Raw genomic sequence first — 24,805 nt, 5'->3', positions numbered from 1 at the left:
TCGATCAGACTCCTCAGACCGGCTGCCAGGCCAGCGCCTCGGCGCCGGCGAAGTAGCGCTTGGTGACCGCCTCGGTGGCATCGGCACAGGTGGCCTGGAGCCGCTCCATCTCCGCGGGCAGGTCCGCCAGCAGATCGTGGAGCGAGCGATACTCAAGCGACGCCCGCATCCGGCCGATCAGCCGGTGGGCCTCGTCGGTGAAGCCGGCGCGGCGGGTCGTCCCCTCCAGGGTGTCCAGCGCCCCCTCGGCCCGCTGCAGCGCATGCACCACCGAGCGCGGGAAGATCCGGTCCAGCAGCAGGAACTCGGCAGCCGCCTGCTCGGTCTCGACCCCCTTGTTGACCCGAAGGAACGCGTCGTACGCCCCGCAGGCGCGCAGCGTCGAGTTCCACTGCGACGCACCGCCGGCGCTCGTCAAAGAGGTGGTCGCGACCAGCCGCGAGGTCATGTCGGCGCGCTCGACATAGCGCCCGAGCATCAGGAACTGCCAGGACTCGTCGCGCATCATCGTGGCGTCGGCGGTGCCGTTGATCTGGGCCACCCGGTCGCGTACCCAGCCGAAGATGAACGGGGCCCGCATGTGCTTGAACTGGCCGGCCGGGATCGCCCGGTAGGTGGTGTTGAGCGCCTCCCACAACGGCACCGAGAGCGTCTCCCGGGCCCCGCGGGCCGACTCCCTGGCCGCGCCGAGCGCGTAGGCCATCGAGGTCGGCTGGGTGGTGTCGTACGCAAGCATGTCCAGCATCTGCGGCAGACCGACCTTCTCCTCCTCGGAGAGCTCGATGCCCATCACCGCGAGCAGCGAGCGGCAGGCGGTCTCCTCGTCGGTGGCGGCGTCCTCGAGGATGTGCTGGGTCTGTACGTCGAGGATGCGCGCGGTGTCCTCGGCACGCTCCACGTAACGCCCGATCCAGAACATCGACTCGGCGATCCGACTCAGCATCACGCAACCCCCTGCGCTTGAGACTGACCCGCCCGGCCGTGTGGCCGGGAGGACGTCGGTCCGGCGAGCACCCAGGTGTCCTTCGAGCCGCCGCCACGGGAGCTGTTCACGATCAGCTCGCCCTCTGCGAGCGCCACCCGAGTCAGGCCACCGGGAAGAACCCAGACCTTGTCGCCATCATTGACCGCGAACGGCCTCAGGTCCACATGCCGCGCCCCGAGATCGCCATCGGTGAAGGTCGGGACGGTCGAGAGCTGCACCACCGGCTGCGCGATCCAGGAGCGGGGGTCCGCCAGGATCTTGCCGCGCAGCACGTCCAGCTCGCGTGCGGAGGCCGCCGGCCCGATCACGATCCCCTTACCGCCCGAGCCGTCGACGGGCTTGAGCACGAGCTCGTCGAGCCGGTCGAGGACCTCCTCTCGCGAGGACGCATCGCCCATCCGCCAGGTGTCGACGTTGCGGATCACCGGGTCCTCGCCGAGGTAGTAGCGGATGATGTCGGGCATGTAGGTGTAGACGAGCTTGTCGTCGGCGACCCCGTTGCCGACCGCGTTCGCCAGGGTCACGTTGCCCATCCGGGCGGCGTCGATCAGCCCCACGCAGCCGAGCATCGAGTCAGGCAGGAAGTGCACCGGATCGAGGAACTCGTCGTCGATGCGCCGGTAGATGACGTGCACCGGGGCCAGCCCCTTGGTCGTACGCATCAGCACCTGCCCGTTGCGGCAGACCAGGTCGCGCCCCTCGACGAGCTCGACCCCCATCGTCCGGGCCAGCAGCGCGTGCTCGAAGTAGGCGCCGTTGTAGACGCCCGGGGTCAGCACGACCACGGTCGGGTCCGCCACGCCGGCGGGAGCGGCCGCGCGCAGCGCCGCAAGGAGCTTCTGCGGGTAGTTGGCCACCGGCCGGATCCGGTGCTCGGCGATCGTCTCCGGGAGCGCGGCCGAGATCGCGCGGCGGTTGGTCATGACGTACGAGACACCCGACGGGACCCGCACGTTGTCCTCCAGCACGCGGAACTCGCCGGTGTTGTCACGGACCAGGTCGATGCCCGAGACCTGGACGCGTACGCCGTTGGGCGGGTGCACCCCGGCGGCGGCGCGGTGGTAGTGGCTGGAGGTGGTGATCACCTCGCGCGGGATCACGCCGTCGTCGAAGACCTTGCCCTCGTCGTAGATGTCGGCGAGGAACAGCTCCAGCGCCTCGACGCGCTGCTGGACGCCCTTGTCGATCGTCGCCCAGGTGTCCCGTTCGATGACCCGCGGCACGATGTCGAGCGGGAAGGCCCGCTCCTCTCCGCCGATGTCGAAGGTGACGCCCTGGTCGAGATAGCTGGCCTGCATCGCCTCGACCCGGCTGATCAGCTCCGCCGCGCTGAGCCGCCGCAGCGAGTCGCCGAGCCGTTGATAGGGAGGACGGAGCTCGCTGCCGACGAACATCTCGTCATAGGCCGGATCCCGCGTCTCGTAGGCGTCGAACATCTGGCTCATGGAGGCAACCTACTGAAATCCGTGTAACAGCGCTGTTGCCCACGCGAACATCTCGCGCAACGGTAAGTTGGCGGTATGAGCGACGAGCACGCGGGCGAGTACTACTACTGCCTCAAGCACAAGACCGTCGAGCCGTACGAGGGCTGCAAGGCCAAGGACCGTCTCGGCCCCTACGCCTCCCACGCCGAGGCCTCCCGAGCGCTGGAGCACGTGCAGGAGAACAACGAGCGCTGGGAGAAGGAAGACAAGGCCTGGGAAGGCGACGCGGGCACCGAAGACAAATGATCCTCAGCTCCGGGTGGTCCTCAGCGCGGGGTCACCCGGAGCAGCACGTCCTCGCCGCCGTTGTCGGTGGTGATCAGCAGGTCGCCGTCGGCGGCCAGGGAGACCGTACGCAGCCGCCCGTAGTCCTGCATGACCTCGGGTGAGCTGTCGTCGGTGAGCTTGCCGGACTCGTCGAAGGAGAGGATCCGCAGCTCCTGGTCCTTGAGCACGGCGACCGCGAGCGCCCCGCCGTAGGCGCCCCAACGGTCCTGGACCGGGATGAAGGTGCCGCCACCGGTGGCGACGGTCGGGTTGCCGGATTCCCAGGCCGCTTCGATCTGCTTCCCGGGCAGGTCCTGGTCGGTCATCGGCACCGACTCGTTGTAGCCCGCACCTGGGTTCCAGCCGTAGTCGCCGCCGAGGGTGATCTCGTTGACCTCGTCGTCGCGGTCGGGGCCGTGCTCCATCGACCAGATCGTGCCGTCTGCTCGCTCTGCCAGACCCTGCACGTTTCGGTGGCCGAACGAGGTGATGTAGCGCCGCGGCCCCTGGTCACCGGCCCACGGGTTGCCGGGCCACGGCTTGCCTGTCTGCGGGTCGAGCCGGAGCGTCTTCCCGCCCAGGGAGTCGAGGCTGCGCGGGTTCTCCTCGTTGGCGGCATCGCCGGTGCCGACCCACAGCGCACCGTCGGCGCTGATCAGCAGCCGGCAGCCACCGTGGCGCCCGGAGCTGGTGGGGAAGCCGTCGATCAGCGTCCGCTCCTGGGTGGCCCTGGTCAGTCCGGCGTCGAGGGTCCAGGAGATGACGCGTACGTCCTCGCCGTCGTTCCAGCCTTGGCAGGTGTAGATGCGCCGGTTCTCGGCGAAGCCGGGGTCGATCTCGAGGCCCATCAGCCCGGTCTCGCCGGAGACCCAGATGTCGTTGTCCTCGAGGGGGATCTCGCGCCGCTCGCCTGCCTCGATCAGCGACAGGACCGCCCGTTCGCGCTCGGTGATCAGGAACCGGTCCTCGCCGATGTCGGCGACGTCCCAGGGGTGGTCGAGCTCGTCGTTGACCACCTCGACATCGAGCTCCGGCACCCGGTCGGACGTCGGCATCACGGCCGCAGGAGCCGACGAGGAGGCGCTCGCGGAGACGCTCGGCGAGCCCGATGGGTTCAGTGGCGGAGCAGTGGTGGCGGGAGATGGGTCTCCGGCGCATGCTGCGGTCGAGAGTCCGAGAGTGATCACGGAGGCGAGGGCGATGGCAGCGCGCATGGTGCCGACGGTACTGGCCAGGTGGCTCTAGGGTGTGCGGTTGTGACGAACGTGATCAGGGCGATGCGCGAGCACCCCTCTGCCGTACTCCTGCTCGGACAGGTGGTGGCGATCCTGGCCTACCCCTACCTCGACGGCTCCACCGCCGGCCGCGCCGCGCTGGGCGTGCTGCAGCTGCTGCTCCTGCTGGCGGCGGTCGCGGCGGTACGCATGACCCCAGCCTTCTCCTGGGCGGCCATCATCTTCGGCGGACCGGCGACGATCTTCGCGGTGTGGGAGTCCGTCGCACCGAATGAGGGCTGGGTCGTGCTGACCTCGGCCTTCTTCCACGTCCCGTTCTACATGTTCGTCTCCTACGCGATGATCCGCTACCTCTTCCACGACGACGTGGTGACCCGCGACGAGCTCTTCGCCACCGGTGCCGCGTTCACCGTCGTCGCCTGGGCCTTCGCCTATCTGTACGCCGCGGTGCAGGTGATCTGGCCCGGCTCCTTCGGCGACCACCGGCAGTGGTTCGACCTGCTCTACCTCTCGTTCACGACGCTGACCTCGGTCGGCCTCTCCGACATCGTGCCCGTACTCCCCAACGCCCGCTCGGTGGTGATGATCGAGCAGATCGCCGGAGTCTTCTACGTCGCCATGGTCGTCGCCCGCCTGGTCGGGCTGGCGGCCGCCAGGGCGCGACGCTGATCCCTCGTCGAGATATGTCGCCGAAGGCACGCTTCCCTCGCGGAACTCCGCTAGGGAAGCGTGCCTTGACCTGCGTGCCTTGACGAAGGAACGCGTCAGAAGGTGTGCTCGGGGCCGGGGAAGGTCGAGCCCTTGACGTCGGAGATGTAGGCCTCGGCGCCGTCGGAGAGGACCGACTTCACGTCGGCGTACTGCTTCACGAAGCGGGCCATCTTGCCGCTGCGCATGCCGAAGGCGTCCTGCCAGACCAGCACCTGGCCGTCGCAGTCGGGGCCGGCGCCGATGCCGATCGTGGGGATGTCGAGCTCCTTGGAGATCTGCGCGGCGACCTCACCGGGCACCATCTCCATGACGACCGCGAACGCTCCGGCCTCCTGGACGGCCTTGGCGTCGTCGATGATCCGGTCGGAGTTGTCGCCCCGGCCCTGGACGCGGTAGCCGCCGAGCACGTGCTCGGACTGCGGCGTGAAGCCGATGTGGGCGATGACCGGGATGCCGCCCTCGACCAGCTTCTTGATCACCGGAGCCATCTCGGCGCCGCCCTCGAGCTTCACGCAGTGCGCTCCGGCCTCCTTCATGAACCGCACCGCGGTCAGGTAGCCCTGCTCGGGCGAGGCCTGGTAGGAGCCGAAGGGCAGGTCACCGACGACCATCGCCCGCTTCACGCTGCGCGAGACCGCGCGGGTCAGCGGCAGCAGCTCGTCCACGGTCACCGGAAGTGACGTCTCGTTGCCGAGGACGTTGTTGGAGGCGGAGTCCCCGACGAGCAGCAGGTCGACCCCGGCCTCGTCGAAGATCTGGGCGGTGTACATGTCGTAGGAGGTCAGCATCGTGATCTTGTCGCCACGCTGCTTCATCTCGCGAAGATGATGCGTGCGCACCTTCTTCACGGGCTTCGTGGGCGCATTGCCGGCGGCGCCGGAACCGTACGGTGCGGTCTCCTCAGCGGAGTTCGTGCTCATCATCGAGCCTTTCTGGTGTCATCTCGCAGCTCCCTGATGGAGTCCACGGACTACCTCCAGCGTAGGTCCAGATGCACCCGTATGCGCTGTGGCGGTGATCACTTTCGGGTCAGTTCGGCCTCCAAGCCGGCGATCGCCTCTCGGTCGTCCTCGGTGACGCCGTGAGGTCCGGCGAACCAGGTGGCGTACTGGTCGATCTCGTCGAGGCGCCATTCCAGGTCGAAGAGGCCGCCGGGGGCGCGTACGTCGCGATCGGCAGGAGCCAGCTTCAGTGACTCCCAGTCGACGAGGACGATGCCGGTCCCGGTGAGGAGCTGGTTGTGCTCGTGGGGTTCGCCGTGGGTCGTGACCCACGTATCGGGGTCCTCGGCGGCGCCGAGTCGGCGGTAGGTCTCCGTCCAGCGGGTGATCTCCGGGAGCGCGGTGCGGATCGCATCTCGCGCCCGCTCTCCGAAGGGCCCGTGGTTCCACGGAACGAATATTCGTTCGGCGAGCTCTTCGCTGAAGTGCGGCCCCACCAGCGGCCGCCAGGGGGCGATGGGAGCCGGCGGGGTCTTTGCGTGCAGCCGCTCGAGAAGGGGACGTACGCCGTCGGCGACCGCAGGTCGCTCGCCGACGACCCACGTGGTGGCCGACAGCACCCCGGCACCGGCCGGAACGGTGAAACGCCCGTCCGAGGCCGGCAACGGCGGGACCACGAACTCCAGTCCGGCTTGGTGGAGTGCTGCGGCACCGGCGTACGCGGTCTCCAACGTCTCTGCGGTGTGACGACCGGGCTTCGGCAGGTCGTAGGTCACGAACAGCCGCGGCGTTCCGGCCGCCGATGCCCGCCAGTGCCAGGCGCCGAAGCCGACCGGCAGATGCTCGACGCGGTCCACCGCGGGATCCCAGTGCGCCCGGACAAGGGCGAGCACGCCGGGGTCGGTGATGCCGACCGGCGCCTCGTTCACAGCCGGTCGAAGGGCGCAGCGTAGGCGAACGCCCCGCGGACGGACGGGTCGTATGCCGCCAGCGGCCGTGCCTGGAAGTAGTCGCCCCAGGCGGGCTCGGGCGCTTCGATCCCGAGAGTCGAGGCAGGGACGAAGCCGAAGCGGCCGTAGTAGGCGGGGGAGCCGAGGAGGACGACGATCGGCTCGCCCATCGCGTCGGCGGCACCGAGGATGGCGTGCATGAGCGCCGAGCCGACGCCGTCGCGCTGGCGGGCGGGGGAGACGCTGACCGGGCCGAGACCGAGCGCGGGGCGGCCGGCGAGCGTGCCACGGGTGGCCACGACGTGGCCGACGATCTCGCCGTCGGCCTCGGCGACCAGCGAGAGCTCCGGGATCCAGCCTGGATCCTCGCGCAGCCACCCCACCAGGGTCGCCTCCCCGGGCGCCCCGTCGGGCTCGATCGGCGGCGCGGAGTGCTCCACGCCGGAGAAGGCGGCGGCGGTGACCGCACGGATGTCTGCCACGTCCTCGGGACGTTCACGTCGGATCAGCACGGTCCGACGCTAAACCGAACGACAGCCCCGGCGCTCCTGGTTATCGTCGCGTCCATGCGGGTGCGAGAGGCGACGGAGCAGGACCTCGACGCGGTGATCCACGTCGGCGTGACGACCTGGCGGGCGACGTACCCGCCGATCACCGGAGAGGCGTACGTCGAGGAGGGCATCGCCAAGTGGTGGGCCCCGGACGCGGTGCTCCCCGGGATCAGGGCCGGCACGGTCCTCGTCGCCGAGGTGGACGACCGGGTCGTCGCGATGGCCTCCTACTCGGTCTTCGAGGACCACCTGATGCTCTGGAAGCTGTACGTCCTGCCCGACTCCCAAGGCTCTGGAGCCGGCAGTGCGCTGCTGAGCGAGGTGATCGCCCGCGCCGGTGACCTGCCCGTACGCCTCACCCACCTCGTCGGCAACGACCGCGCCCACGCCGTGTACGAGCGGCTCGGCTTCGTCGAGTCCGCCACGGTCCCCAGCCCCATCGACGACGGCCCGGAAGAGGTCGTGATGGAGCGCTCGGCCGTCGGTTGGTTTACCGAGAAGCCCACGCTCGTCGGAAGCGCTGTCGTCCTGCGGCCGTTCGCCGAGGGTGATGTCGAGACGATGGCCGGGATCCTCGCCGATCCCGAGGTACTGAGGCTGACCGGCTCGGTGCACAGCACAGACGAGATCGAGACCGAGACCGGCGTTCCCGATGAGCCTCTGCGTGAGTGGTACACGACGCGTAACCAGCAGCCGGACCGACTCGATCTCGCCATCGTCGACACGCAGTCCGGGAAGCTAGTCGGCGAGGCGGTCATCAACGAGGTCGACACGGGCAACCGGTCGGCGAGCTTCCGCATCCTCATCGGGCCTGCTGGCCGCGACCGAGGTCTGGGCACTGAGGCCACGCGCCTGATCGTCGATCACGTCTTCCGCACGACGGTGCTGAATCGGATCGAGCTGTGCGTCTACGCGTTCAACGCCAGGGCGAAGCGGACGTACGAGAAGGTCGGGTTCAGCGTCGAAGGTGTCCAGCGAGAGGCACTTCGATATGACGGTGGCTACGTCGACGCCATCGTCATGTCCCGTCTGCGTTCTGAGCATCTCGGAGGTTGAGGGCAGTCGTCTCAGTGGTCTCTCGTCCCGCTTCACCCTGCTTTCGCAGCTTGTCCGCGAAAGTCGTTCAGAAACGGTTGAAAGTCGAGGACCGGCGACACTAGCATCCGGCGTGACGCACATCACATCCCCATTCGGCGTCTCGACGTTCGGAGTCTCGATGTCCCACTTCCTCCCCTCACGCCCCACTCGGACCCGGCTCGCCGTCGGGTCGGCCGTCCTCGGGACCGCTCTGTGCATGGGCGGTCCGATCGGAGCCGCCTCCGCGACTCCTGCCGAGACGCCCTCGACGACCGCAACCTGCCCGGCGCCCGATGCCCGCTCGAGCGTGGTCTTCCTCGATCTCGACAGCGGGGTCGCCAACAGCACCCTGCGCTCCGGCTGCACCATCAACGACGTCATCGACGACGAGCGGACGTGGCCGACCCACGGGGCCTTCGTGACGCACGTCCGCGGCATCACCGCCGATCTGGTCGCCACCGGTGAGGTCACGCGGGCCGAGGCCAGCCGGCTGCAGTCCGCCGCCGCCCGCTCGCAGGTGGGGAAGGTCGAGGGTTACGACTCGCTCTTCGACGGCTCGGCCGACTCGTTCGACGACTGGGCGTACGCCGGCGACGGTGGGTTCGACCTGGTGCCGGACGGCACCATCCGCAGCCGTGCCGGCGCGGGTGGCGGGTTCGGAACCCTGTGGTATCCGGCACAGGAGTACGGCGACTTCTCGTTGCGACTGCAGTTCCGTGACGACGCACCCGGGGCGGCCCGCGGAAACAGCGGCGTCCAGGTGCGCTTCCCCGAGCTGTGGGGCCCTGTCGAGGGGTGCCCGACCACTTTCAACGGCAGCGAGACCGGCAACCTCTCCTGGATCGCGGTCAACTGTGGCCATGAGATCCAGGTCAACGACTCGCCGGAGAGCGGCAGCAACGACCCCCGCAAGACCGGGTCGATCTACGGCTTCGCCGATCTCACCCTGGCCGAGGCGCGACCGACCCCGAAGGGCACCTGGAACGACCTCGAGATCCGCGTCATCGGGCAGCAGTACACCGTGATCCGCAACGGTGTCGTGATCAACGAGTTCGAGAACCTGCCCGGGCTGCCGTTCCCCGGTCGTCCGAACGACCCCGACTCCAGCAGCCGAGGGCTGACCGGTCACGTCGGCGTTCAGGCGCACGGCAGTACCCCGGACGTGGTCTCCTACCGGAACATCCGCGTCCGCGACCTGTCCTGAGGCCGTACGTGGTCGGCGGCGGGCATCGGGTGGCCGGGTAGCCGGTCGCGCCTAGACTCCGGGGTGTGGACTTCTACTCCGCCTACTCCCATGGCTTCGCGCGGGTCGCGGCGTGCACCATCCCGATCTCCGTCGCCGACCCGGCGGCCAATGCGCGCGAGGTGATCGCGCAGGCCCGCGAGTGCTCCGACGAGGGGGTCGCGGTGGCGGTCTTCCCGGAGCTGTGCCTCTCGGGCTACTCCATCGACGACCTCGTCCTGCAGCGGACCCTCCTCGACGCCGTGCACGCCGCGATCAGCGCGATCGTGGTGGCCTCCGAGGAGCTGTTGTCGGTGATCGTCGTCGGCGCCCCGCTGCGCCACGGCGACCGGGTGCTCAACACCGCGGTCGTGATCCACGGCGGCGAGGTGCTCGGCGTGGTGCCCAAGACCTACCTGCCGACCTACCGCGAGTTCTACGAGAAGCGCTGGTATGGCTCGGGCGACGACTCCTTCGGCACGATCATGCTCGGCGGCGAGGAGGTGCCGCTGAGCAACGAGCTGCTCTTCCGCTGCACCGACGTCAAGGATCTCGTCTTCCACGTCGAGATCTGCGAGGACATGTGGGTGCCGGTGCCGCCGTCGGCGCGCGCTGCACTGGCGGGTGCGACGGTGCTGCTCAACCTCTCCGCCAGCCCGATCACGGTGGGCCGTTCCGACGCGCGCCGCCTCCTGGTGCAGTCAGCGAGCGCGCGGTGCCTGGCGGCGTACGTCTACACCGCCGCCGGTCAGGGCGAGTCGACGACCGACCTGTCCTGGGACGGGCAGACGATGGCGTACGAGCTCGGCGAGCTGCTGGGGGAGACCGAGCGGTTCCCGGACGGGCCGCGGCGCACCGTGGTCGACGTCGACCTGGAGCGGATCCGTGCCGAGCGGATCCGGCAGGGCACCTTCGACGACAACCGCCGCGCGGAGTGGAGCCGTCGGCCCAGCTTCGACGTCTCGATCGAGTTCGAGCTCGCGCCGCCGCTGACAGGTGACGGTCTGAGGCGCAAGGTCGACCGGTTCCCGTTCGTCCCCGATGATCCCGAGAAGCTCGCGCTGGAGTGCTACGAGGCTTACAACATCCAGGTCTCCGGGCTCGAGAAGCGGCTCCAGTCGATCGGCCCGGACACGAAGATCGTCATCGGCGTCTCCGGCGGGCTCGACTCCACCCATGCGCTGATCGTCGCGGCCAAGGCGATGGAGCGGCTCGGCCGGCCGGCGAGCGACATCCTGGCTTTCACCATGCCTGGGTTCGCGACCTCGGACGACACCAAGTCCAACGCGATCAAGCTGATGGAGGCGCTCGGGACGACCTACGAGACGCTCGACATCCGCCCCACCGCCACCCAGATGCTCAAGGAGATCGGGCACCCGGCCGGCGACGGCGAGCCGGTCTACGACGTGACGTTCGAGAACGTCCAGGCAGGGCTGCGTACGGACTTCCTCTTCCGCATCGCCAACCAGCGCGGCGGCATCGTGCTCGGCACCGGCGACCTCTCCGAGCTCGCGCTCGGCTGGGCGACCTACGGCGTCGGCGACCAGATGTCGCACTACAACGTCAACGCCGGCGTGCCGAAGACCCTGATCCAGCACCTGATCCGCTGGGTGATCACGACCGAGCAGTTCGACGGCACCGCCGACGAGGTGCTCCAGGAGATCCTCGACCAGGAGATCTCGCCCGAGCTCGTGCCGGGGGAGGAGCTGCAGTCGACGGAACAGAAGATCGGGCCGTACGCCCTGCAGGACTTCACCCTCTTCCACACCGTGCGCAACGGCTTCACCCCCTCGAAGATCGCCTTCCTGGCGTGGAACGCCTGGCACGACGTCGAGGCCGGCGAGTGGCCCCCGGGGTTCCCGGAGGATAAGCGGACGGCGTACGAGATGAAGGAGATCCGCGCCTGGCTCGAGGTCTTCGTGAGGCGCTTCTTCGCCAACCAGTTCAAGCGGAGCGCGCTGCCCAACGGGCCCAAGGTCCACAACGGCGGCACCATGTCACCCCGCGGCGACTGGCGGATGCCCTCGGACGCCTCGCCGGCGGCCTGGCTCGCCGAGATCGAGGCCCGGGTTCCCGTGGAGTAGGGATTGCGATGGACGGGTCGCACGGGCCGGCCGTAGCGTCACGGCCATGGCATCCGACAGCAAGGTCTGGCCCGTCGTGCACGCCGAGCGGGAGGCGTTGATCCGCGACCTCGCGACGCTCACCCCGGCGCAGTGGGCGACGCCTTCGCTGTGCGTGGGGTGGAGCGTGCACGACGTGCTCGCTCACATGATCGACGTCGCGACGACGACACGGCTGGGGTTCGTACGCCGCATGATCGCCGCCGGTGGCGACTTCGACCGGGACAACCAGACCGGCGTCGACCGGGAGCGCGCCGAGGACCCGGCCGAGACCTTGGCGGCGTACCGCCGGGTCGCCGGTCGGACGGCGACCCCGCCGGCCCCGCTCGCCACCCGCCTGGTCGAGGAGTTCGCCCACGGCGAGGACATCCGGCGGCCGCTGGGCCTCCAGCGCGACTACCCGGTCGAGCACGTCGTCACGGCGTTGGGCTACCTGGCCAAGACCTCGCAGAAGTGGGGCGGAGGCAAGGAGCGCGCCCAGAGCGTACGTCTCGTGGCCACCGACGCCGACGCGGCGATCGGGACCGGTCCTGAGGTCCACGGCAGCGCGATCGCGCTCGTGCTCGCCCTGTCCGGCCGCGCGTTGGGGCCAGGCGAGCTCACCGGACCGGGGGCGACCGTGATGGCCACGGCATCGTGGTGAAGGAGATAGCTTCACCTGAATCAAATAAAGCAAATACCTTCATATCGCCATAATGAAGGTATGATCTTCACATGACTTCTGTGGCGACCGTCATCGGCGACCTCGTCGGGTCGCGCACCAAGGCTGACCGCGCGAAGGTCCATGCGGCGTTCGCCGAGGCCGTCGAGGAGATCAACGAGACGTGGCAGCCGGTCACCCCGCTGCGGATCACGGTCGGCGACGAGTACCAGGGAGCCTTCGAGACCGTCGGCGCCGCGATCCAGGCCACCTTCCGGCTGCGGATCGCGCTCGACCCCGTGGTCGGCGTACGCCACGGCCTCAGCTGGGGCGCCACCCGAGTGCTCAGCGACGAACCCCGGGTCGAGGACGGACCGGGGTGGTGGTCGGCGCGGGCGGCGATCGAGGCGGCGGAGAACGCCGAGAACAGGGCGGCCTCCCGCAGCGTACGGACCTGGTACCAGCCGGCGGAGGACGCGGGTGGGCCGGACCCGGCCGCGGTCAACGCCGCTCTGGTCTCGCGCGACGAGCTCTTTTCTCGCCTGGACCGGTCCTCGGTGTCGGTGCTTTCTGGCATGCTCTCCGCCATGCCTCAGAAGGCCATCGCCGCCGAGCTCGACATCACCCCCTCCGCGGTCTCCCAGCGCGTCCGCCGCGACGGGATCGCCGCGATCGTGCGCGCCGACGAGCTTCTCGGGGATGTCCGATGAGCGAGCGCAAGCGAGCGAGCAATCAGGTCATCATGCCGCCGCGTCCGTATCCTGGCGCTTGCGCTACGGAGGCGGCGGCATGAGCTGGATAGCGCTGCTGCTGATCGGGGTCGGGACGGTCGACCTCGCCCACTCGGTCGCCGACCCGCTCAGGCGGATCCGCTGGGTGCCCGAGGCGATCGGTGCCGCGGTCGTGATCGCCTTCGGGCTGCTCTCGGCCCTGTTCGGCGGCGACCTGGCCGCGGTGATCGTCATCGCCGGGATCGCGGTGCTGTGGGGCTTCTTGGCCCACCCGCCAGAGGGCTCGGACAAGAACCCCCATCCGGGGATCCCGCTGGCGCTGCTGACCGGGACGATCTTCGTCGGGGTCCTGCTGGCTCCGATTGCCGGCGAGGTCGCCGGGCCGGTCGCTGCCTGGGCGGAGCAGGCGCCCTGGGTCTGGGTCGAGGCGGCGCGCCCCGAGGCGGTGCTGCTCGTCTTCGGCGGCCTGCTGGTCCAGGTCTCGACCGGGAACGTCGTGGTGCAGCTCGTCCTCGACGTCGCCAAGGTGTCCAACCCGCTCGACGGGGTCGACGGCAACAACCTGAAGGGCGGCCGGCTCCTGGGCCCGCTCGAGCGGCTGACGATCTTCGGGCTAGGTCTCACCGGCAACCTCGCCGCCGCCGGCCTGGTGGTCGCGGCCAAGGGCTTGATCCGCTGGCCGGAGCTGCAGTCGTTCCGCGGTGAGCACGAGGGGCCGAGCATCAACGACGTGACCGAGTACTTCCTGGTCGGCAGCTTCGTCTCCTGGATGACCTCGCTGGTGACCCTCGCCCTGGTCATCACCTGAGCCCGTCGTAGATTGCGGTGTCATGACTGTGGGTAAGGCTCTTGGGCTCCTGGTTGCCGCCGTGCTTCTCCTGGCCGGCGGAGCGCTGGCGCTGACCGGCATGGGCTATCTCGGCGGAGGCGGCACGAGCACCGCCTGGTCGGTCCTCGGAGCGGCCCTGGCGGGGTTCGGGGTGGCGCTGGTGATCTCGATCTTCAGAGGTCCCGGCCGCTGACCGTGGCGCGGAGATCCCGGCTGTAACGTCGGACCGTTAGTGTTCACGCATGGGCAAGCAACAGGACTTCGTGCTCCGGGCACTCGAAGAGCGGGACGTACGTTTCGTGCGGCTGTGGTTCACCGACGTGCTCGGCTATCTGAAGTCGGTCGCGGTGGCGCCGGCCGAGCTCGAGAGCGCTTTTGCGGAGGGCATCGGCTTCGACGGCAGCGCGATCGAGGGGTTCGCGCGGGTGACCGAGGCCGACATGCTGGCCCTGCCGGATCCGAGCACGTTCCAGATCCTGCCGTGGCGCACCGATGGCCCGTCCACGGGCCGGATGTTCTGCGACATCGTGATGCCCGACGGCTCGCCGTCCTACGCCGACCCCCGCTACGTGCTCAAGCGCACCCTGTCCAACGCCGCGGAGAAGGGCTTCACCTTCTACACGCACCCCGAGATCGAGTTCTACCTCTTCAAGGACAACCCGCGGGACGGCAGCGAGCCGACCCCGGTCGACTCCAGCGGCTACTTCGACCACACCGCCCAGTCGATGGGCGCCGACTTCCGGCGTGAGGCGATCACGATGCTGGAGGCGATGGGGATCTCGGTGGAATACAGCCACCACGAGGGCGGGCCGGGCCAGAACGAGATCGACCTGCGCTACGCCGACGCGCTGAGCACCGCTGACAACATCATGACCTTCCGTACGGTCATCCGTGAGGTGGCGCTGAGCCAGGGCATCTGGGCCAGCTTCATGCCCAAGCCGTTCACCGACCACCCGGGCTCGGGCATGCACACCCACGTGAGCCTGTTCGAGGGCGACGCCAACGCCTTCTACGAGCCGGGCGCCGAATACCAGCTCTCCAAGACCGGTCGCAGCTTCATCGGCGGCGTGCTCCGCCACGCCGGCGAGATCACCGCGGTGACCAACCAGTGGGTCAACTCCTACAAGCGCCTGATCGGCGGGGGAGAGGCGCCGGCCCACGTCGCCTGGGGCCACAACAACCGCTCGGCGCTGGTCCGGGTGCCGATGTACAAGCCGCTCAAGGGCCAGTCGACCCGCATCGAGGTCAGGAGCCTCGATGCCGCCTGCAACCCCTACCTGGCCTTCGCCGTGATCCTGGCGGCGGGCATGAAGGGGATCGAGGAGGGCTACGAGCTGCCGCGCGAGGCCGAGGACGACGTGTGGGCGCTGACCGAGCGTGAGCGCAAGAGTCTCGGCATCGACCCGCTGCCGGAGAACCTCGACGAGGCGATCGGGATGGCCGAGGACTCCGAGCTCCTCGCCGAGACCCTCGGCGAGCACGTCTTCGACTTCTTCCTGCGCAACAAGCGCGCCGAGTGGGCCGCCTACCGCGAGCAGGTGACCGCCTACGAGCGCTCCCGGATGCTGCCGGTCATCTGAGTCCGCAAACTGGTTGTCAAGGAAACTCAAGCCCGATTCCACACTTCCGATCCGGTGCTGCGACACTGGATCGAACGGGAGAGTGGGAGTGATGTCGTTGAGTCTTCCCCGAGTGCTTGTCATCCAGCACGAGGAGACAGTTCCGCCGGCGTTGTTCGGCCATTGGCTGGCTGAGGCGGGCATGTGTGTCGACGTCTGCCGGGCATATGCAGAACCGATTCCGCCGCTCTCGTCGCTGGACGCCTCCTACTCGGGGCTGCTCGTCATGGGCGGCTCGATGGACGCCGACTCCGACGATGAGCACCCCTGGCTCCAGGTCACCCGCGAGCGGATCGCGCAGGCCGCCGAGGCCGGGATCCCGACGCTCGGGATCTGCCTGGGCCACCAGCTGGCCGCGATGGCGCTCGGTGGCACCGTGGAGCGCAGCCCGTTCGGGCTGACCGTGGGCGTACGCCAGGTGACCTGGGAGCCCGAGGTGCTCTTCGACCCGCTGATGCGCCTGCTGGCAGGCGACGACCGCGCCATGCACTGGCACCGTGACGTCGTTGGCAGGCTGCCCGAGGGCACCGTCGAGCTGGCCAGCTCGATCGACGGACAGGTCCAGGCGGCGCGGTTCGCCCCGACCGTGTGGGGCGTGCAGTTCCACCCCGAGGTCGACGCCGCCGCGGTCGCGGTCTGGGCTGAGGAGTCCGTCGAGGAGCTCGAGCAGATCGGACGCAGCGTCGACGACGTGGTCGCGACGGCCACCTTCGCCGAGAGGGAGCTGATCAAGACCTGGCAGCCGCTGGCCTTCGGGTTCGCTCGCCTGGTCCGTGAACGCAGCGCCGCCGTCGCCCCCGGCGGCACCCGTGGCGGGGTCATCTCGACCCTTAGGCCCTGGAGCGCCTGAAACCGGCCAGTGACAGAATCGGGGCATGACGTTGCCAGGCAAGGGCGAGCTGCTCCGGCTCGGCTTCAACGACCCGGACACGGCCCTGGCGGATCTGGCAGGTCTCGGCGCCGGCACCCATGAGCTGTTGGCGATCCTGGGTCACGCCGCCGACCCCGACGCGGCGCTGGCCGGTCTGGTCGCGCTCGCCGAGTCCCAGGGCGACGGCTTCATCGAGGAGCTCGCCGGCGACGAGGGCACCGCGATGCGGCTGGTCTCGGTGCTCGGCGCCTCGCCCGCGCTGACCGACCACCTGGCCCGCCACCCCGATCACTGGCGCCAGCTGGCCGACCCGACCCTCGGCACGACCAGGCCCGCTGCGTACGTCTTCCGGGCTTCGCTGCTCGAGGCCGTCGGCGCGAAGCCGACCGATGAGAACCCGGTGGCCACGGTCCCGGACGCGGAGGCGGTCGACGCGCTGCGGGTGGAGTACCGCCGCTGGCTGCTCCGGCTGGTCGCCCGCGACCTGGCCCACCAGCTCCCGGTCGACGATGTCGCCGCCGAGCTCTCCGACCTGGCCTGCGCGACCCTCGACGCCGCGCTCGCGGTCGCCCGCGCGCGGGTGGGCGTGGACGCCGACAAGGTCCGGCTGGCCGTCGTCGCGATGGGCAAGTGCGGCGGCCACGAGCTCAACTACGTCTCCGACGTCGACGTGATCTTCGCCCACGAGGCCGCCGACGGAGTCGGCGACGACGTCTCGCTGCGAGTCGCCACCCAGCTCGCCAGCAACCTGATCCAGGTCTGCTCGGCCCACACCGGCGAGGGCACCATCTGGCCGGTCGACGCCGCGCTGCGTCCCGAGGGCAAGGCGGGCGCGCTCTCGCGTACGATCCCCGGCCACGTCGGCTACTACGAGCGCTGGGCGAGCACCTGGGAGTTCCAGGCGCTGCTCAAGGCCCGGCCGGCCGCGGGCGACCTCGCTCTGGGCCGGGCCTACGTCGACGCCGTCAACCCGTTCGTGTGGAAGGCCGCCGAGCGCGACGGCTTCGTCTCCGACACCCAGAAGATGCGGCGGCGGGTCATCGCCCACATCCCGACCAGGGAGGCCGACCGGGAGCTCAAGCTCGGCGCCGGCGGGCTGCGCGACGTGGAGTTCGCCGTGCAGCTGCTGCAGCTGGTCCACGGCCGCGCCGACACCGGGATCCGTCAGCCCACCACGCTCTCCGCGCTGGCGGCGCTGACCCGCTCCGGCTATGTCGGGCGCGAGGACGGCGAGGCCATGCACGAGGCCTACGCGTTCCTGCGGCGGATGGAGCACCGGCTCCAGCTCTACCGGTTGCGGCGCACCCACGTCGTCCCGGACGACGAGGAGTCGCGGCGCCGGCTGGCGCGCTCGCTCGGCTACCTGCGCGACCCGGTGGTGCGGCTGGACAAGGAGTGGGGCCACCAGCGGATCGAGGTACGCCGCCTCCACGAGAAGCTCTTCTACCGACCACTCCTCGACGCGGTCGCCCGGATCCCGTCGGGCCAGGCCCACCTCTCCGCGAAGGCGGCCGAGGAGCGGCTGACCGCGTTGGGCTACGCCGACCCCAAGGCCGCGCTGCGTCACCTGGAGGCGCTCACCACAGGCGTCTCCCGGCGCGCCGCGCTGCAGCGGGCGCTGCTGCCGGTGATGCTGGAGTGGCTCTCCGAGGGCTCGGACCCCGACGCAGGGCTCTTCGGGTTCCGCCGGATCTCCGACGCCCTCGGCGCCACGCCCTGGTATCTGCGCTCACTGCGCGACGAGGGCTTGGTCGCGCAACGCTTCGCCACGATCCTGTCCACCTCGCGCTACACCACGGCGCTGCTCGAGCGGGAGCCCGAGGCGCTGCGCCTGCTGGGCCACGACCTCGAGCCGCTCTCCGCCGAGGCGCTCACCGACGAGATGGTCGCCCGCGCCGCCCGCCGGCGCACCACCACCTCCGCCGAGGAGGCCGTACGCCACATCCGGGCCATCCGCCGCCGTGAGCTGTTCCGGATCTCGGCCGCCGAACTCCTCGGCGAGGCCGGGATCGACACCATCGGTGCCGCCCTGTCCCGGCTGACCGACGCCACCCTCGAGGCATCGTTGCGCACGGTGGTGGCCGAGGAGGTCGCCCGCCGTGGGATCGACGGGCCTCCGACGCGGATCGCCATCATCGCGATGGGCCGCTACGGCGGGTTCGAGCTCTCCTACGCCTCCGATGCCGACGTGCTCTTCGTCCACCGGCCCGTCGAGGGTGCCGACCCGGGCGAGGCGACCCAGTTCGCGCTCAAGGTCATCGCCGACCTGCGCCGGCTGCTCGCCCTGCCGGGTGCGGACCCGCCCCTGGAGATCGACGCCGACCTGCGCCCCGAGGGGCGGCAGGGCGCGCTGGTGCGGACACTGCCGGCGTACGCCTCCTACTACGCGAAGTGGTCGGGCATCTGGGAGTCGCAGGCGCTGCTGCGCGCAGACGCCGTCGTCGGCGACCCGCAGGTGCGCGAGGCGTTCACCGAGATGATCGACCCGCTGCGCTACCCCGAGGGTGGGCTGAGCGAGGACGACATCGTCGAGGTGCGCCGCATCAAGGGCCGTGTCGACCACGAGCGGCTGCCCCGCGGCGCCGACCCCAACACCCATCTCAAGCTCGGCCGTGGCGGGCTCGCCGACATCGAGTGGACCGCCCAGCTGCTGCAGATGCGGCATGCGTACGCGGTGCCGGGGCTGCGCACGCCACGCACCGTCGAGGCGCTGCAGGCCGCCCGCGACGCCTCGTTGATCGAGGCCGACGACGCTGAGACGCTCATCGAGGCATGGCGGATGGTCAGTCGGGTCCGTAACGCGGTCACGCTCGCGCGCGGCCGCCCGGCGGACTCGCTGCCCGCCGGGCCCGTCGAACAGCACGCCGTCGCGGCCATCCTCGGCTATCCGGCGGGCGCGACCGACGAGCTGGTCAACGACTACCTGCGGATGACCCGCCTCGCCCACGGCGTGGTCGAGCGCGTCTTCTGGGAGTAGGCCCCAGATGTACTCGGCCTAGAGGTTGTTGTCGTTGCGCGGCGGCAGCCAGCCCGGATTGCGGGGCGCCCGAGGCTGCGGCTGAGCCGGCGGCTCGTTGGTCGCCTCCTCGCCGGGCTGTCCACCCTGCGGGTTGAACAGGTCCGTCCGCCGCTCCGGGAAACCGTTCGAGGGCTGCTGGGCGTAGGGGCGGGGCGTCCAACGTCCGTTCTGCGGGCGCAGCTGGGTCGGACGCTGGGGGCGCTCGGCCGGGCTCTGGGGGCGCTGGGAGAACATGCTGCCGATGCCTCCGCCCGCGGGCTGGTTCGCCTGCGGGCTGCCGGAGGCTGCCGGCTCACGCGTCGGGAGCGGCTGGAGCGGCTGCCGCGGCTGCTGGAGCAGGTCGGGCTCGTGGCCGGCGTAGGAGGGCAGCCCCAGAGCGGGCCGCTGCGGCATCACCGCGTGGGCGCCGGAGTCGGAGGTCACCGCCCGCTGGTCCGGGGTCCACGGGTCCTCGAGATCGTCGTTGATGCCCGCGAACATGGTGGCGAAGCCGATCACGATCAGCATGCCGGCCGAGATCGCGAAGATCGGCATCGCCAGGTAGACCGGGTCTGCACCGCTGACGTGCCCGAGCTTGTCGTCGGGGGAGCTGTGGATCTCGAGGGCGAGCATGCCGGTGTAGTGCATGACGCACACGCCGATGCCCATGATGACGGCAGCGCCCACACGCATCAGCCGCGTGGTCACGTTGAAGGCGAAGAAGAGCGCGAGCGCCGAGGCGACCAGCGCGATGACGACGGAGGCGACGACGACCGCCGGCTTCCAGACCATCTTGGCGCTCATGTCCATCGCGTACATGCCGGTGTAGTGCATCGCGCACACGCCGGCACCGGTCACCAGGCCACCGACGATGTAGCCCGCGTTGCCGCGCATTGCGGTCGCGATGAGCATGCCGACCATCGCCGCGATGATCGCGACGGCGAGCGAGATGAGGGTGGTGCCGACGTCGAGGGCGTACGCCACGTGGCTGTCGAAGGCGAGCATGCCGATGAAGTGCATGGACCAGATCGCGCCGCCGCCGATCGAGGCGGCCGCGCCGAAGAGCCAGAGCCAGGCGCCGGTGCCCGCACCGCGCCGGCGCGCGCGGGTCGCACAGGTCAGACCGACCCATGAGCCGAGTACGGAGATGATGAACGACATCCCGACCAGGGGTTGGCTGAACGCCCCGATCGTGACTTCTTCGATGCTTGTCACGCTGCTTTGACTTCCTCTCGTTCCTCGCCGGACGGGGTGTGGGGGATCGGCGAGGTAGATCTGGAGACATGAATGGATGCCCCAGGGGGTATCCGAGATGCATCCATAGCGGGCAATCGTTCCGTCGTTGCGCAGGTCACAATAGAGGAACAGGTCCCCCATTTCCACGTGGGGGGTAGGGTATCTCCGCTATGGCCGACGATGTATATGTGCTCGAGCTCGACGCGATGCAGCAGTCGGCTGTCGATCTGGGGGATCCGACCCGCCTCGTGTTCGACTACATGAGGCGTATCGGGGATGTTATCGACCGACTGCCTCCAGGGCCAGTGCGAGTTCTGCATGTCGGCGGCGCTGCGATGACGCTGGCGCGCTACGTCCACGCGACCAGGCCGCGCTCCTCGCAGATCGTGCTCGAGCCGTCGGTCGAGATCATCGAGCGCGTACGCAGCGAGGCGCCGCTCCCGCCGCGCAGCGGCATCAAGGTGCGCCCGGTCGACGGGAAGAGCGGCATCGGCGGCGTACGCGACGGCTTCGCCGACCTGGTGATCCTCGACGCCTTCGACGGCGGTCGCACCCCGGACGACCTCGTCTCCGCCTCGTTCGTCGAGGACGTACGCCGCGTGCTCGCCCCCTCCGGGGTCTTCGTCGCCAACCTCGTCGACCGGGCGCCGTTCCCTCAGGCGCGTGACTTCGTCGCGGCGGCCCGCGACCTCGGCGACATGGTCGTCGGAGTCGAGCCGGCGACGATGAAGGGCCGCCGCCCCGGCAACCTGGTGATCGTCTGTGGCACGGTGCCGGACTCGCCGTTCGGGTCGCCCTCTCCGATGGAGTACCGGATCTTCACCGACCGCGCCGTCGCCGACTCCTTCGGCGGCGGAACGCGCCGCTAGGCTGGCGGGCATGTCGATCGAGCTGGCCCGCACCCACCTGGACCGATTCGGACGCGGTGGAGACATCATCGAGTCGGTGGAGTCGAAGGCGACCGTCGAGCTCGCCGCGGTCGCTCTCGGGGTCTCGCCGGCGGAGATCGCCAAGACCATCAGCCTCTACGCCGAGGACCGGACCGCCGCGATCCTCATCGTCGCGGCCGGCGACGCCAAGATCGCCAACGCGAAGTTCAAGGCCCACTTCGGCACCAAGGCGCGGATGCTCGCCGCCGAGGACGTGGAACCGATGACGGGCCACGCGATCGGTGGCGTCTGCCCGTTCGGCAACCCGGCGTCGGCCGAGATCTGGCTCGACGCCTCGCTGAAGCGCTTCGACATGGTCTACCCGGCCGCGGGCAGCGCCAACACGACCATCGCGCTCACCCTCGGCGACCTGGAGACGATCAGCGAGGCCCGGGGCTGGGTCGATGTCACCAAGCTTCCCGAGTAGGCAGACCCCAAAAGGGGGACAGCCCCGCCCTGCCGAAGCAGGAGCGGGGCTGCCTTGCTGAAAGGTCAGCTAGGTCTTTGGTCAGACCGGGCGGACGTTCTCGGCCTGCGGGCCCTTGGGGCCCTGGGTGACGTCGAACTCGACGCGCTGGTTCTCGTCCAACGTCTTGTAGCCGTTGGTCTGGATCGCGGAGAAGTGCACGAAGACGTCGTCGCCCCCGTTGTCCTGGGCGATGAAGCCGAAGCCCTTGTCGCCGTTGAACCACTTCACGGTTCCCTGAGTCATGAATCTAATCCTTGTGTACACAGGGCGACTCCGTGCCGCCCTTTGGGCGTTGAATCCACGAGTCCTGATTTCTGCTTCTGCGGAAGACCAAGTGCTGCACGAACGGTCACCGAGAGCAACCGCGAAGCGCGTGGGGACGCCTCCTTCAACGCGGACAAGCCTACATCCCAGAAGCCGACTTCGGGCAACCCCGGTTTTTCGGCGTTTCAGGCGCCGGATCCGTTCGGAAAGCGGCCCGGTGCGGGCCGTACGGTTTTGACAACCCCGAGCATCACATCGACAAGATCGGGGTACTGGTGGCCAACCGACGAGAATAGGGGTCCACGTGGACCAGCCATGGTGGCGCGAAGCCGTCGCATATCAGATCTACCCGCGTTCGTTCGCGGACTCGAACGGCGACGGGCTCGGTGACCTGCAGGGGATCACCGACCACCTGGACTACCTCGCCGCGCTGGGCGTCGACGCGATCTGGATCTGCCCCTTCTACACCTCACCGCAGAACGACCACGGATACGACGTCGCCGACTACTGCGACGTCGACCCGATCTTCGGCACGCTGGCTGACGCCGACCACCTGATCGCGCGAGCTCACGAGCTCGCCCTGAAGGTCATCGTCGACCTCGTCCCCAACCACACCTCCTCGGCGCACCCGTGGTTCGTGGAGGCGCGCGCGGCGGAACCCGGGTCGCCGGCCAGGGACCGCTACATCTTCCGCGACGGTCGCGGCGAGAACGGCGAGGAGCCGCCGACCAACTGGCGCTCGGTCTTCGGCGGTCCGGCATGGACGCGGATCGAGGACGGGCAGTGGTATCTCCACCTCTTCGACCACGACCAGCCCGACCTCAACTGGCACAACCCCGAGGTGGTCGAGGAGTTCACCAAGATCCTCACCTTCTGGCTCGACCGGGGCGTGGACGGCTTCCGGGTCGACATCGCCCACGGGCTCTTCAAGGAGCTGCGCGATCAGGTGGTCCCCGAGGGGCTCGCGCTGACCTCCGACGCCGCGGTGATGTACGAGCGCGGCGTCACCGACGCGCCGATGTGGGACAACCTGGGCGTCCACGAGATCTACCGGGCCTGGCGCAAGCTGATCGACTCCTTCGACGGCGACCGGATGATGGTCGCCGAGGCCTGGACCCCCGGTCCGGCGGAGCTGCGGCGCTACGTACGTGCCGACGAGTTCAACCAGGCGTTCAACTTCTCCTGGCTGCAGGCGCCCTGGTCGGCCGAGGCGTTCACCAACGTCATCGGGTCGACGCTGAAGGCGCTCGGTCCTTCGCGGGCGGCGCCGACCTGGGTCCTGTCCAACCACGATGTCGTACGCCACCGCTCGCGTTATGGCGACGGACTGCAGGCGCTTCACCGGGCGCGCGCGGCGACACTGACGATGCTGGCGCTTCCGGGGTCTGCGTACCTCTACCAGGGAGAGGAGCTGGGCCTGCCGCAGGTCTATCTGCCGCCGGAGTATCAGGAGGATCCGTGGTCGGAGACCGGTGAGGGCGGTCGTGACGGGTGCCGGGTGCCGCTGCCGTGGAGCGGGTTCGAGCCGCCCTTCGGGTTCAGCCAGGTCCCCGACGAGGACCTGCCCACGCAGCCGTGGCTGCCGCAGCCGGCCGAGTGGGTCGACCTCACCGTGGCCGCCCAGAACGGTGTCCGGGACTCCACGCTGGAGTTCTACCGGGCGGCGCTGGCGGCGCGCCGGGCCTTCGCGCTCGGTGCCGACGAGGACGTGGAGCTCCTGGACGCACCCGAGGGTGTCGTCTCGTTCCGGCGCGGCGGGGTCGGCGGTTCCCCGGACACCAGGACCGACCTGATCGTCGTCCTCAACTGCGGCATGGAGCCGACGCCGCTTCCCGAGGGCGAGATCGTGATGTACAGCGGTGACCCGGTCGTGGGCGACCTGCCCACCGACGCGGCGGTCTGGATCATCGCGCCCGCGGTCGAGTGATCCCGGGTTGGCGGGATCGTCTCACAAGATTGTCAACAATTTTGGTACGCTCCTTGGACCCGACCAAGGAGGACACGTGACGGTCTCGCCGGCCCAGGTAACCCAGCACGACGTGGCGGAGGCGATCCGCCGCAACATTCTCGAGGGTGATCTCGTCGCCGGCCAGCGTCTGGTCGAGGCCGACCTCTCCGAGTCGCTCGGTGCCAGCCGCGGTGCCGTACGCGGCGCCCTGATCGACCTCACCCACGAGGGTCTGGTCGAGCGGATCGCCAACCGCGGCGCCCGGGTGCGGGTGGTCAGCATCGAGGAGGCCGTCGAGATCATCGAGGTCCGCGCCGCCGTCGAGGCGCTGTGCGCGGCCAAGGCCGCCGAGAAGATCACCGACGAGGAGATCGCCGAGCTGCGCCGGCTCGGCGAGGAGATGTCGGCCGCGGTCGCCTCCGGCGACGTCGGCACCTACTCCCGCCTCAACACCCACCTCGACGAGCGCTTCGTGGCCATCTCCGGCCAGCAGGTCGCGGCCGAGACGCTCGCGCGGCTCCAGGGCCGGAGCGTACGTCACCAGTACCGGCTCGCCTACCGACCCGGTCGCTCCCAGGTCTCGCTGCCCCAGCACCTCGCGATCATCGAGGCGCTCGCCCGGCGCGACCCCGCTGCCGCGGACACCGCCGTGCGTGCGCACCTTGCCAGCGTCCTCGAGGCCGTGCGCGAGATCGCCCCGTCCCGATAGGAGACCCGGTCGAGGT

24 protein-coding genes are annotated in these 24,805 nt (G+C 69.6%); 16 read left to right on the top strand and 8 right to left on the bottom strand.

Features of this window, described 5'->3' with window-relative positions; genetic code table 11:
• Positions 1 to 13: 13 nt before the first annotated feature.
• Positions 14 to 943, bottom strand: a complete 930-nt coding sequence (locus OG801_RS04360; protein WP_406033925.1) for an alpha-E domain-containing protein — start codon at positions 941 to 943, stop codon at positions 14 to 16.
• Positions 943 to 2,430 carry a circularly permuted type 2 ATP-grasp protein gene (locus tag OG801_RS04355; protein WP_406033924.1) on the bottom strand — a complete coding sequence of 496 codons (1,488 nt, stop codon included), beginning with the start codon at positions 2,428 to 2,430 and terminating at the stop codon, positions 943 to 945. Before OG801_RS04355 ends, OG801_RS04360 begins: the two co-directional genes overlap by 1 nt.
• A 75-nt stretch (positions 2,431 to 2,505) precedes the next feature.
• Here OG801_RS04355 and OG801_RS04350 point away from each other — a divergent pair, with 75 nt between their 5' ends.
• The gene (locus tag OG801_RS04350) at positions 2,506 to 2,715 is read left to right on the top strand and encodes a hypothetical protein (RefSeq protein WP_350659246.1); all 210 of its coding nucleotides are present in this window, start codon (positions 2,506 to 2,508) and stop codon (positions 2,713 to 2,715) included.
• A gap of 20 nt (positions 2,716 to 2,735) precedes the next feature.
• Here OG801_RS04350 and OG801_RS04345 read toward each other — a convergent pair whose 3' ends face one another.
• Positions 2,736 to 3,950, bottom strand: coding sequence for a PQQ-dependent sugar dehydrogenase (locus OG801_RS04345; RefSeq protein WP_406033922.1), 1,215 nt, complete (start codon positions 3,948 to 3,950; stop codon positions 2,736 to 2,738).
• Positions 3,951 to 3,992: 42 nt separating this feature from the next.
• Here OG801_RS04345 and OG801_RS04340 point away from each other — a divergent pair, with 42 nt between their 5' ends.
• Positions 3,993 to 4,640 carry a potassium channel family protein gene (locus tag OG801_RS04340; protein WP_355021176.1) on the top strand — a complete coding sequence of 216 codons (648 nt, stop codon included), beginning with the start codon at positions 3,993 to 3,995 and terminating at the stop codon, positions 4,638 to 4,640.
• Between the two features lie 95 nt (positions 4,641 to 4,735).
• Here OG801_RS04340 and panB read toward each other — a convergent pair whose 3' ends face one another.
• The 3 genes from panB to OG801_RS04325 form a co-directional block, all read right to left on the bottom strand.
• Entirely contained in the window at positions 4,736 to 5,605 is an 870-nt protein-coding gene (panB, locus tag OG801_RS04335; protein WP_406033919.1) for a 3-methyl-2-oxobutanoate hydroxymethyltransferase, read from the bottom strand.
• Between the two features lie 95 nt (positions 5,606 to 5,700).
• On the bottom strand, positions 5,701 to 6,552 hold the full coding sequence (locus OG801_RS04330) for a hypothetical protein (RefSeq protein WP_406033917.1): 852 nt from the start codon (positions 6,550 to 6,552) through the stop codon (positions 5,701 to 5,703).
• Positions 6,549 to 7,085 carry a GNAT family N-acetyltransferase gene (locus OG801_RS04325; RefSeq protein ID WP_406033915.1) on the bottom strand — a complete coding sequence of 179 codons (537 nt, stop codon included), beginning with the start codon at positions 7,083 to 7,085 and terminating at the stop codon, positions 6,549 to 6,551. The genes OG801_RS04330 and OG801_RS04325 overlap by 4 nt, the downstream gene beginning before the upstream one ends.
• A 54-nt stretch (positions 7,086 to 7,139) precedes the next feature.
• Between OG801_RS04325 and OG801_RS04320 the strand changes: the two genes are divergently transcribed.
• The 10 genes from OG801_RS04320 to OG801_RS04275 all read left to right on the top strand — a co-directional run bounded on the left by OG801_RS04320 (position 7,140) and on the right by OG801_RS04275 (position 19,213).
• Complete coding sequence (locus tag OG801_RS04320; protein WP_406033913.1) at positions 7,140 to 8,180, top strand: GNAT family N-acetyltransferase; 1,041 nt, start codon at positions 7,140 to 7,142, stop codon at positions 8,178 to 8,180.
• Between the two features lie 112 nt (positions 8,181 to 8,292).
• Positions 8,293 to 9,405: a DUF1080 domain-containing protein gene (locus OG801_RS04315; RefSeq protein ID WP_355021180.1), complete on the top strand. Its 1,113-nt coding sequence runs from the start codon at positions 8,293 to 8,295 to the stop codon at positions 9,403 to 9,405.
• Between the two features lie 65 nt (positions 9,406 to 9,470).
• Positions 9,471 to 11,507: an NAD(+) synthase gene (locus OG801_RS04310; RefSeq protein ID WP_406033911.1), complete on the top strand. Its 2,037-nt coding sequence runs from the start codon at positions 9,471 to 9,473 to the stop codon at positions 11,505 to 11,507.
• A gap of 46 nt (positions 11,508 to 11,553) precedes the next feature.
• Positions 11,554 to 12,189 carry a maleylpyruvate isomerase family mycothiol-dependent enzyme gene (locus OG801_RS04305; RefSeq protein WP_406033909.1) on the top strand — a complete coding sequence of 212 codons (636 nt, stop codon included), beginning with the start codon at positions 11,554 to 11,556 and terminating at the stop codon, positions 12,187 to 12,189.
• Between the two features lie 71 nt (positions 12,190 to 12,260).
• Positions 12,261 to 12,896, top strand: a complete 636-nt coding sequence (locus OG801_RS04300) for a SatD family protein (RefSeq protein ID WP_406033907.1) — start codon at positions 12,261 to 12,263, stop codon at positions 12,894 to 12,896.
• 79 nt (positions 12,897 to 12,975) lie between these two features.
• Positions 12,976 to 13,725 (top strand): hypothetical protein, encoded by a 750-nt coding sequence (locus tag OG801_RS04295; RefSeq protein ID WP_406033905.1) that lies wholly within the window; start codon positions 12,976 to 12,978, stop codon positions 13,723 to 13,725.
• A gap of 22 nt (positions 13,726 to 13,747) precedes the next feature.
• Positions 13,748 to 13,939: a hypothetical protein gene (locus OG801_RS04290; protein WP_183545993.1), complete on the top strand. Its 192-nt coding sequence runs from the start codon at positions 13,748 to 13,750 to the stop codon at positions 13,937 to 13,939.
• Positions 13,940 to 13,988: 49 nt separating this feature from the next.
• Positions 13,989 to 15,326 carry a type I glutamate--ammonia ligase gene (glnA, locus tag OG801_RS04285; RefSeq protein ID WP_406033903.1) on the top strand — a complete coding sequence of 446 codons (1,338 nt, stop codon included), beginning with the start codon at positions 13,989 to 13,991 and terminating at the stop codon, positions 15,324 to 15,326.
• A gap of 112 nt (positions 15,327 to 15,438) precedes the next feature.
• The gene (locus tag OG801_RS04280; RefSeq protein ID WP_406033901.1) at positions 15,439 to 16,215 is read left to right on the top strand and encodes a type 1 glutamine amidotransferase; all 777 of its coding nucleotides are present in this window, start codon (positions 15,439 to 15,441) and stop codon (positions 16,213 to 16,215) included.
• A gap of 25 nt (positions 16,216 to 16,240) precedes the next feature.
• Positions 16,241 to 19,213 (top strand): bifunctional [glutamine synthetase] adenylyltransferase/[glutamine synthetase]-adenylyl-L-tyrosine phosphorylase, encoded by a 2,973-nt coding sequence (locus OG801_RS04275; protein ID WP_406033899.1) that lies wholly within the window; start codon positions 16,241 to 16,243, stop codon positions 19,211 to 19,213.
• Between the two features lie 18 nt (positions 19,214 to 19,231).
• Here OG801_RS04275 and OG801_RS04270 read toward each other — a convergent pair whose 3' ends face one another.
• Entirely contained in the window at positions 19,232 to 20,449 is a 1,218-nt protein-coding gene (locus tag OG801_RS04270; RefSeq protein WP_406033897.1) for an MHYT domain-containing protein, read from the bottom strand.
• 191 nt (positions 20,450 to 20,640) lie between these two features.
• Between OG801_RS04270 and OG801_RS04265 the strand changes: the two genes are divergently transcribed.
• On the top strand, positions 20,641 to 21,339 hold the full coding sequence (locus OG801_RS04265; RefSeq protein WP_406033896.1) for a spermidine synthase: 699 nt from the start codon (positions 20,641 to 20,643) through the stop codon (positions 21,337 to 21,339).
• Between the two features lie 10 nt (positions 21,340 to 21,349).
• Positions 21,350 to 21,826, top strand: a complete 477-nt coding sequence (locus OG801_RS04260) for a YbaK/EbsC family protein (RefSeq protein WP_406033895.1) — start codon at positions 21,350 to 21,352, stop codon at positions 21,824 to 21,826.
• An 81-nt stretch (positions 21,827 to 21,907) separates the two neighbouring features.
• On the opposite strand, the gene OG801_RS04255 is transcribed toward OG801_RS04260, so the two are convergent.
• Entirely contained in the window at positions 21,908 to 22,111 is a 204-nt protein-coding gene (locus OG801_RS04255; protein ID WP_091053181.1) for a cold-shock protein, read from the bottom strand.
• A gap of 325 nt (positions 22,112 to 22,436) precedes the next feature.
• Here OG801_RS04255 and OG801_RS04250 point away from each other — a divergent pair, with 325 nt between their 5' ends.
• Together OG801_RS04250 and OG801_RS04245 are read left to right on the top strand one after the other, a co-directional pair.
• Positions 22,437 to 24,059 (top strand): glycoside hydrolase family 13 protein, encoded by a 1,623-nt coding sequence (locus OG801_RS04250; RefSeq protein WP_406033893.1) that lies wholly within the window; start codon positions 22,437 to 22,439, stop codon positions 24,057 to 24,059.
• A gap of 76 nt (positions 24,060 to 24,135) precedes the next feature.
• Positions 24,136 to 24,789 carry a GntR family transcriptional regulator gene (locus OG801_RS04245; protein ID WP_406033891.1) on the top strand — a complete coding sequence of 218 codons (654 nt, stop codon included), beginning with the start codon at positions 24,136 to 24,138 and terminating at the stop codon, positions 24,787 to 24,789.
• Positions 24,790 to 24,805 lie beyond the last annotated feature (16 nt).

This window comes from Nocardioides sp. NBC_00163 (assembly GCF_045206295.1).
Lineage (GTDB): Bacteria > Actinomycetota > Actinomycetes > Propionibacteriales > Nocardioidaceae > Nocardioides.
Note: the sequence above shows the minus strand (reverse complement) of the source record. Positions and strands in the feature narration are given on the sequence as shown.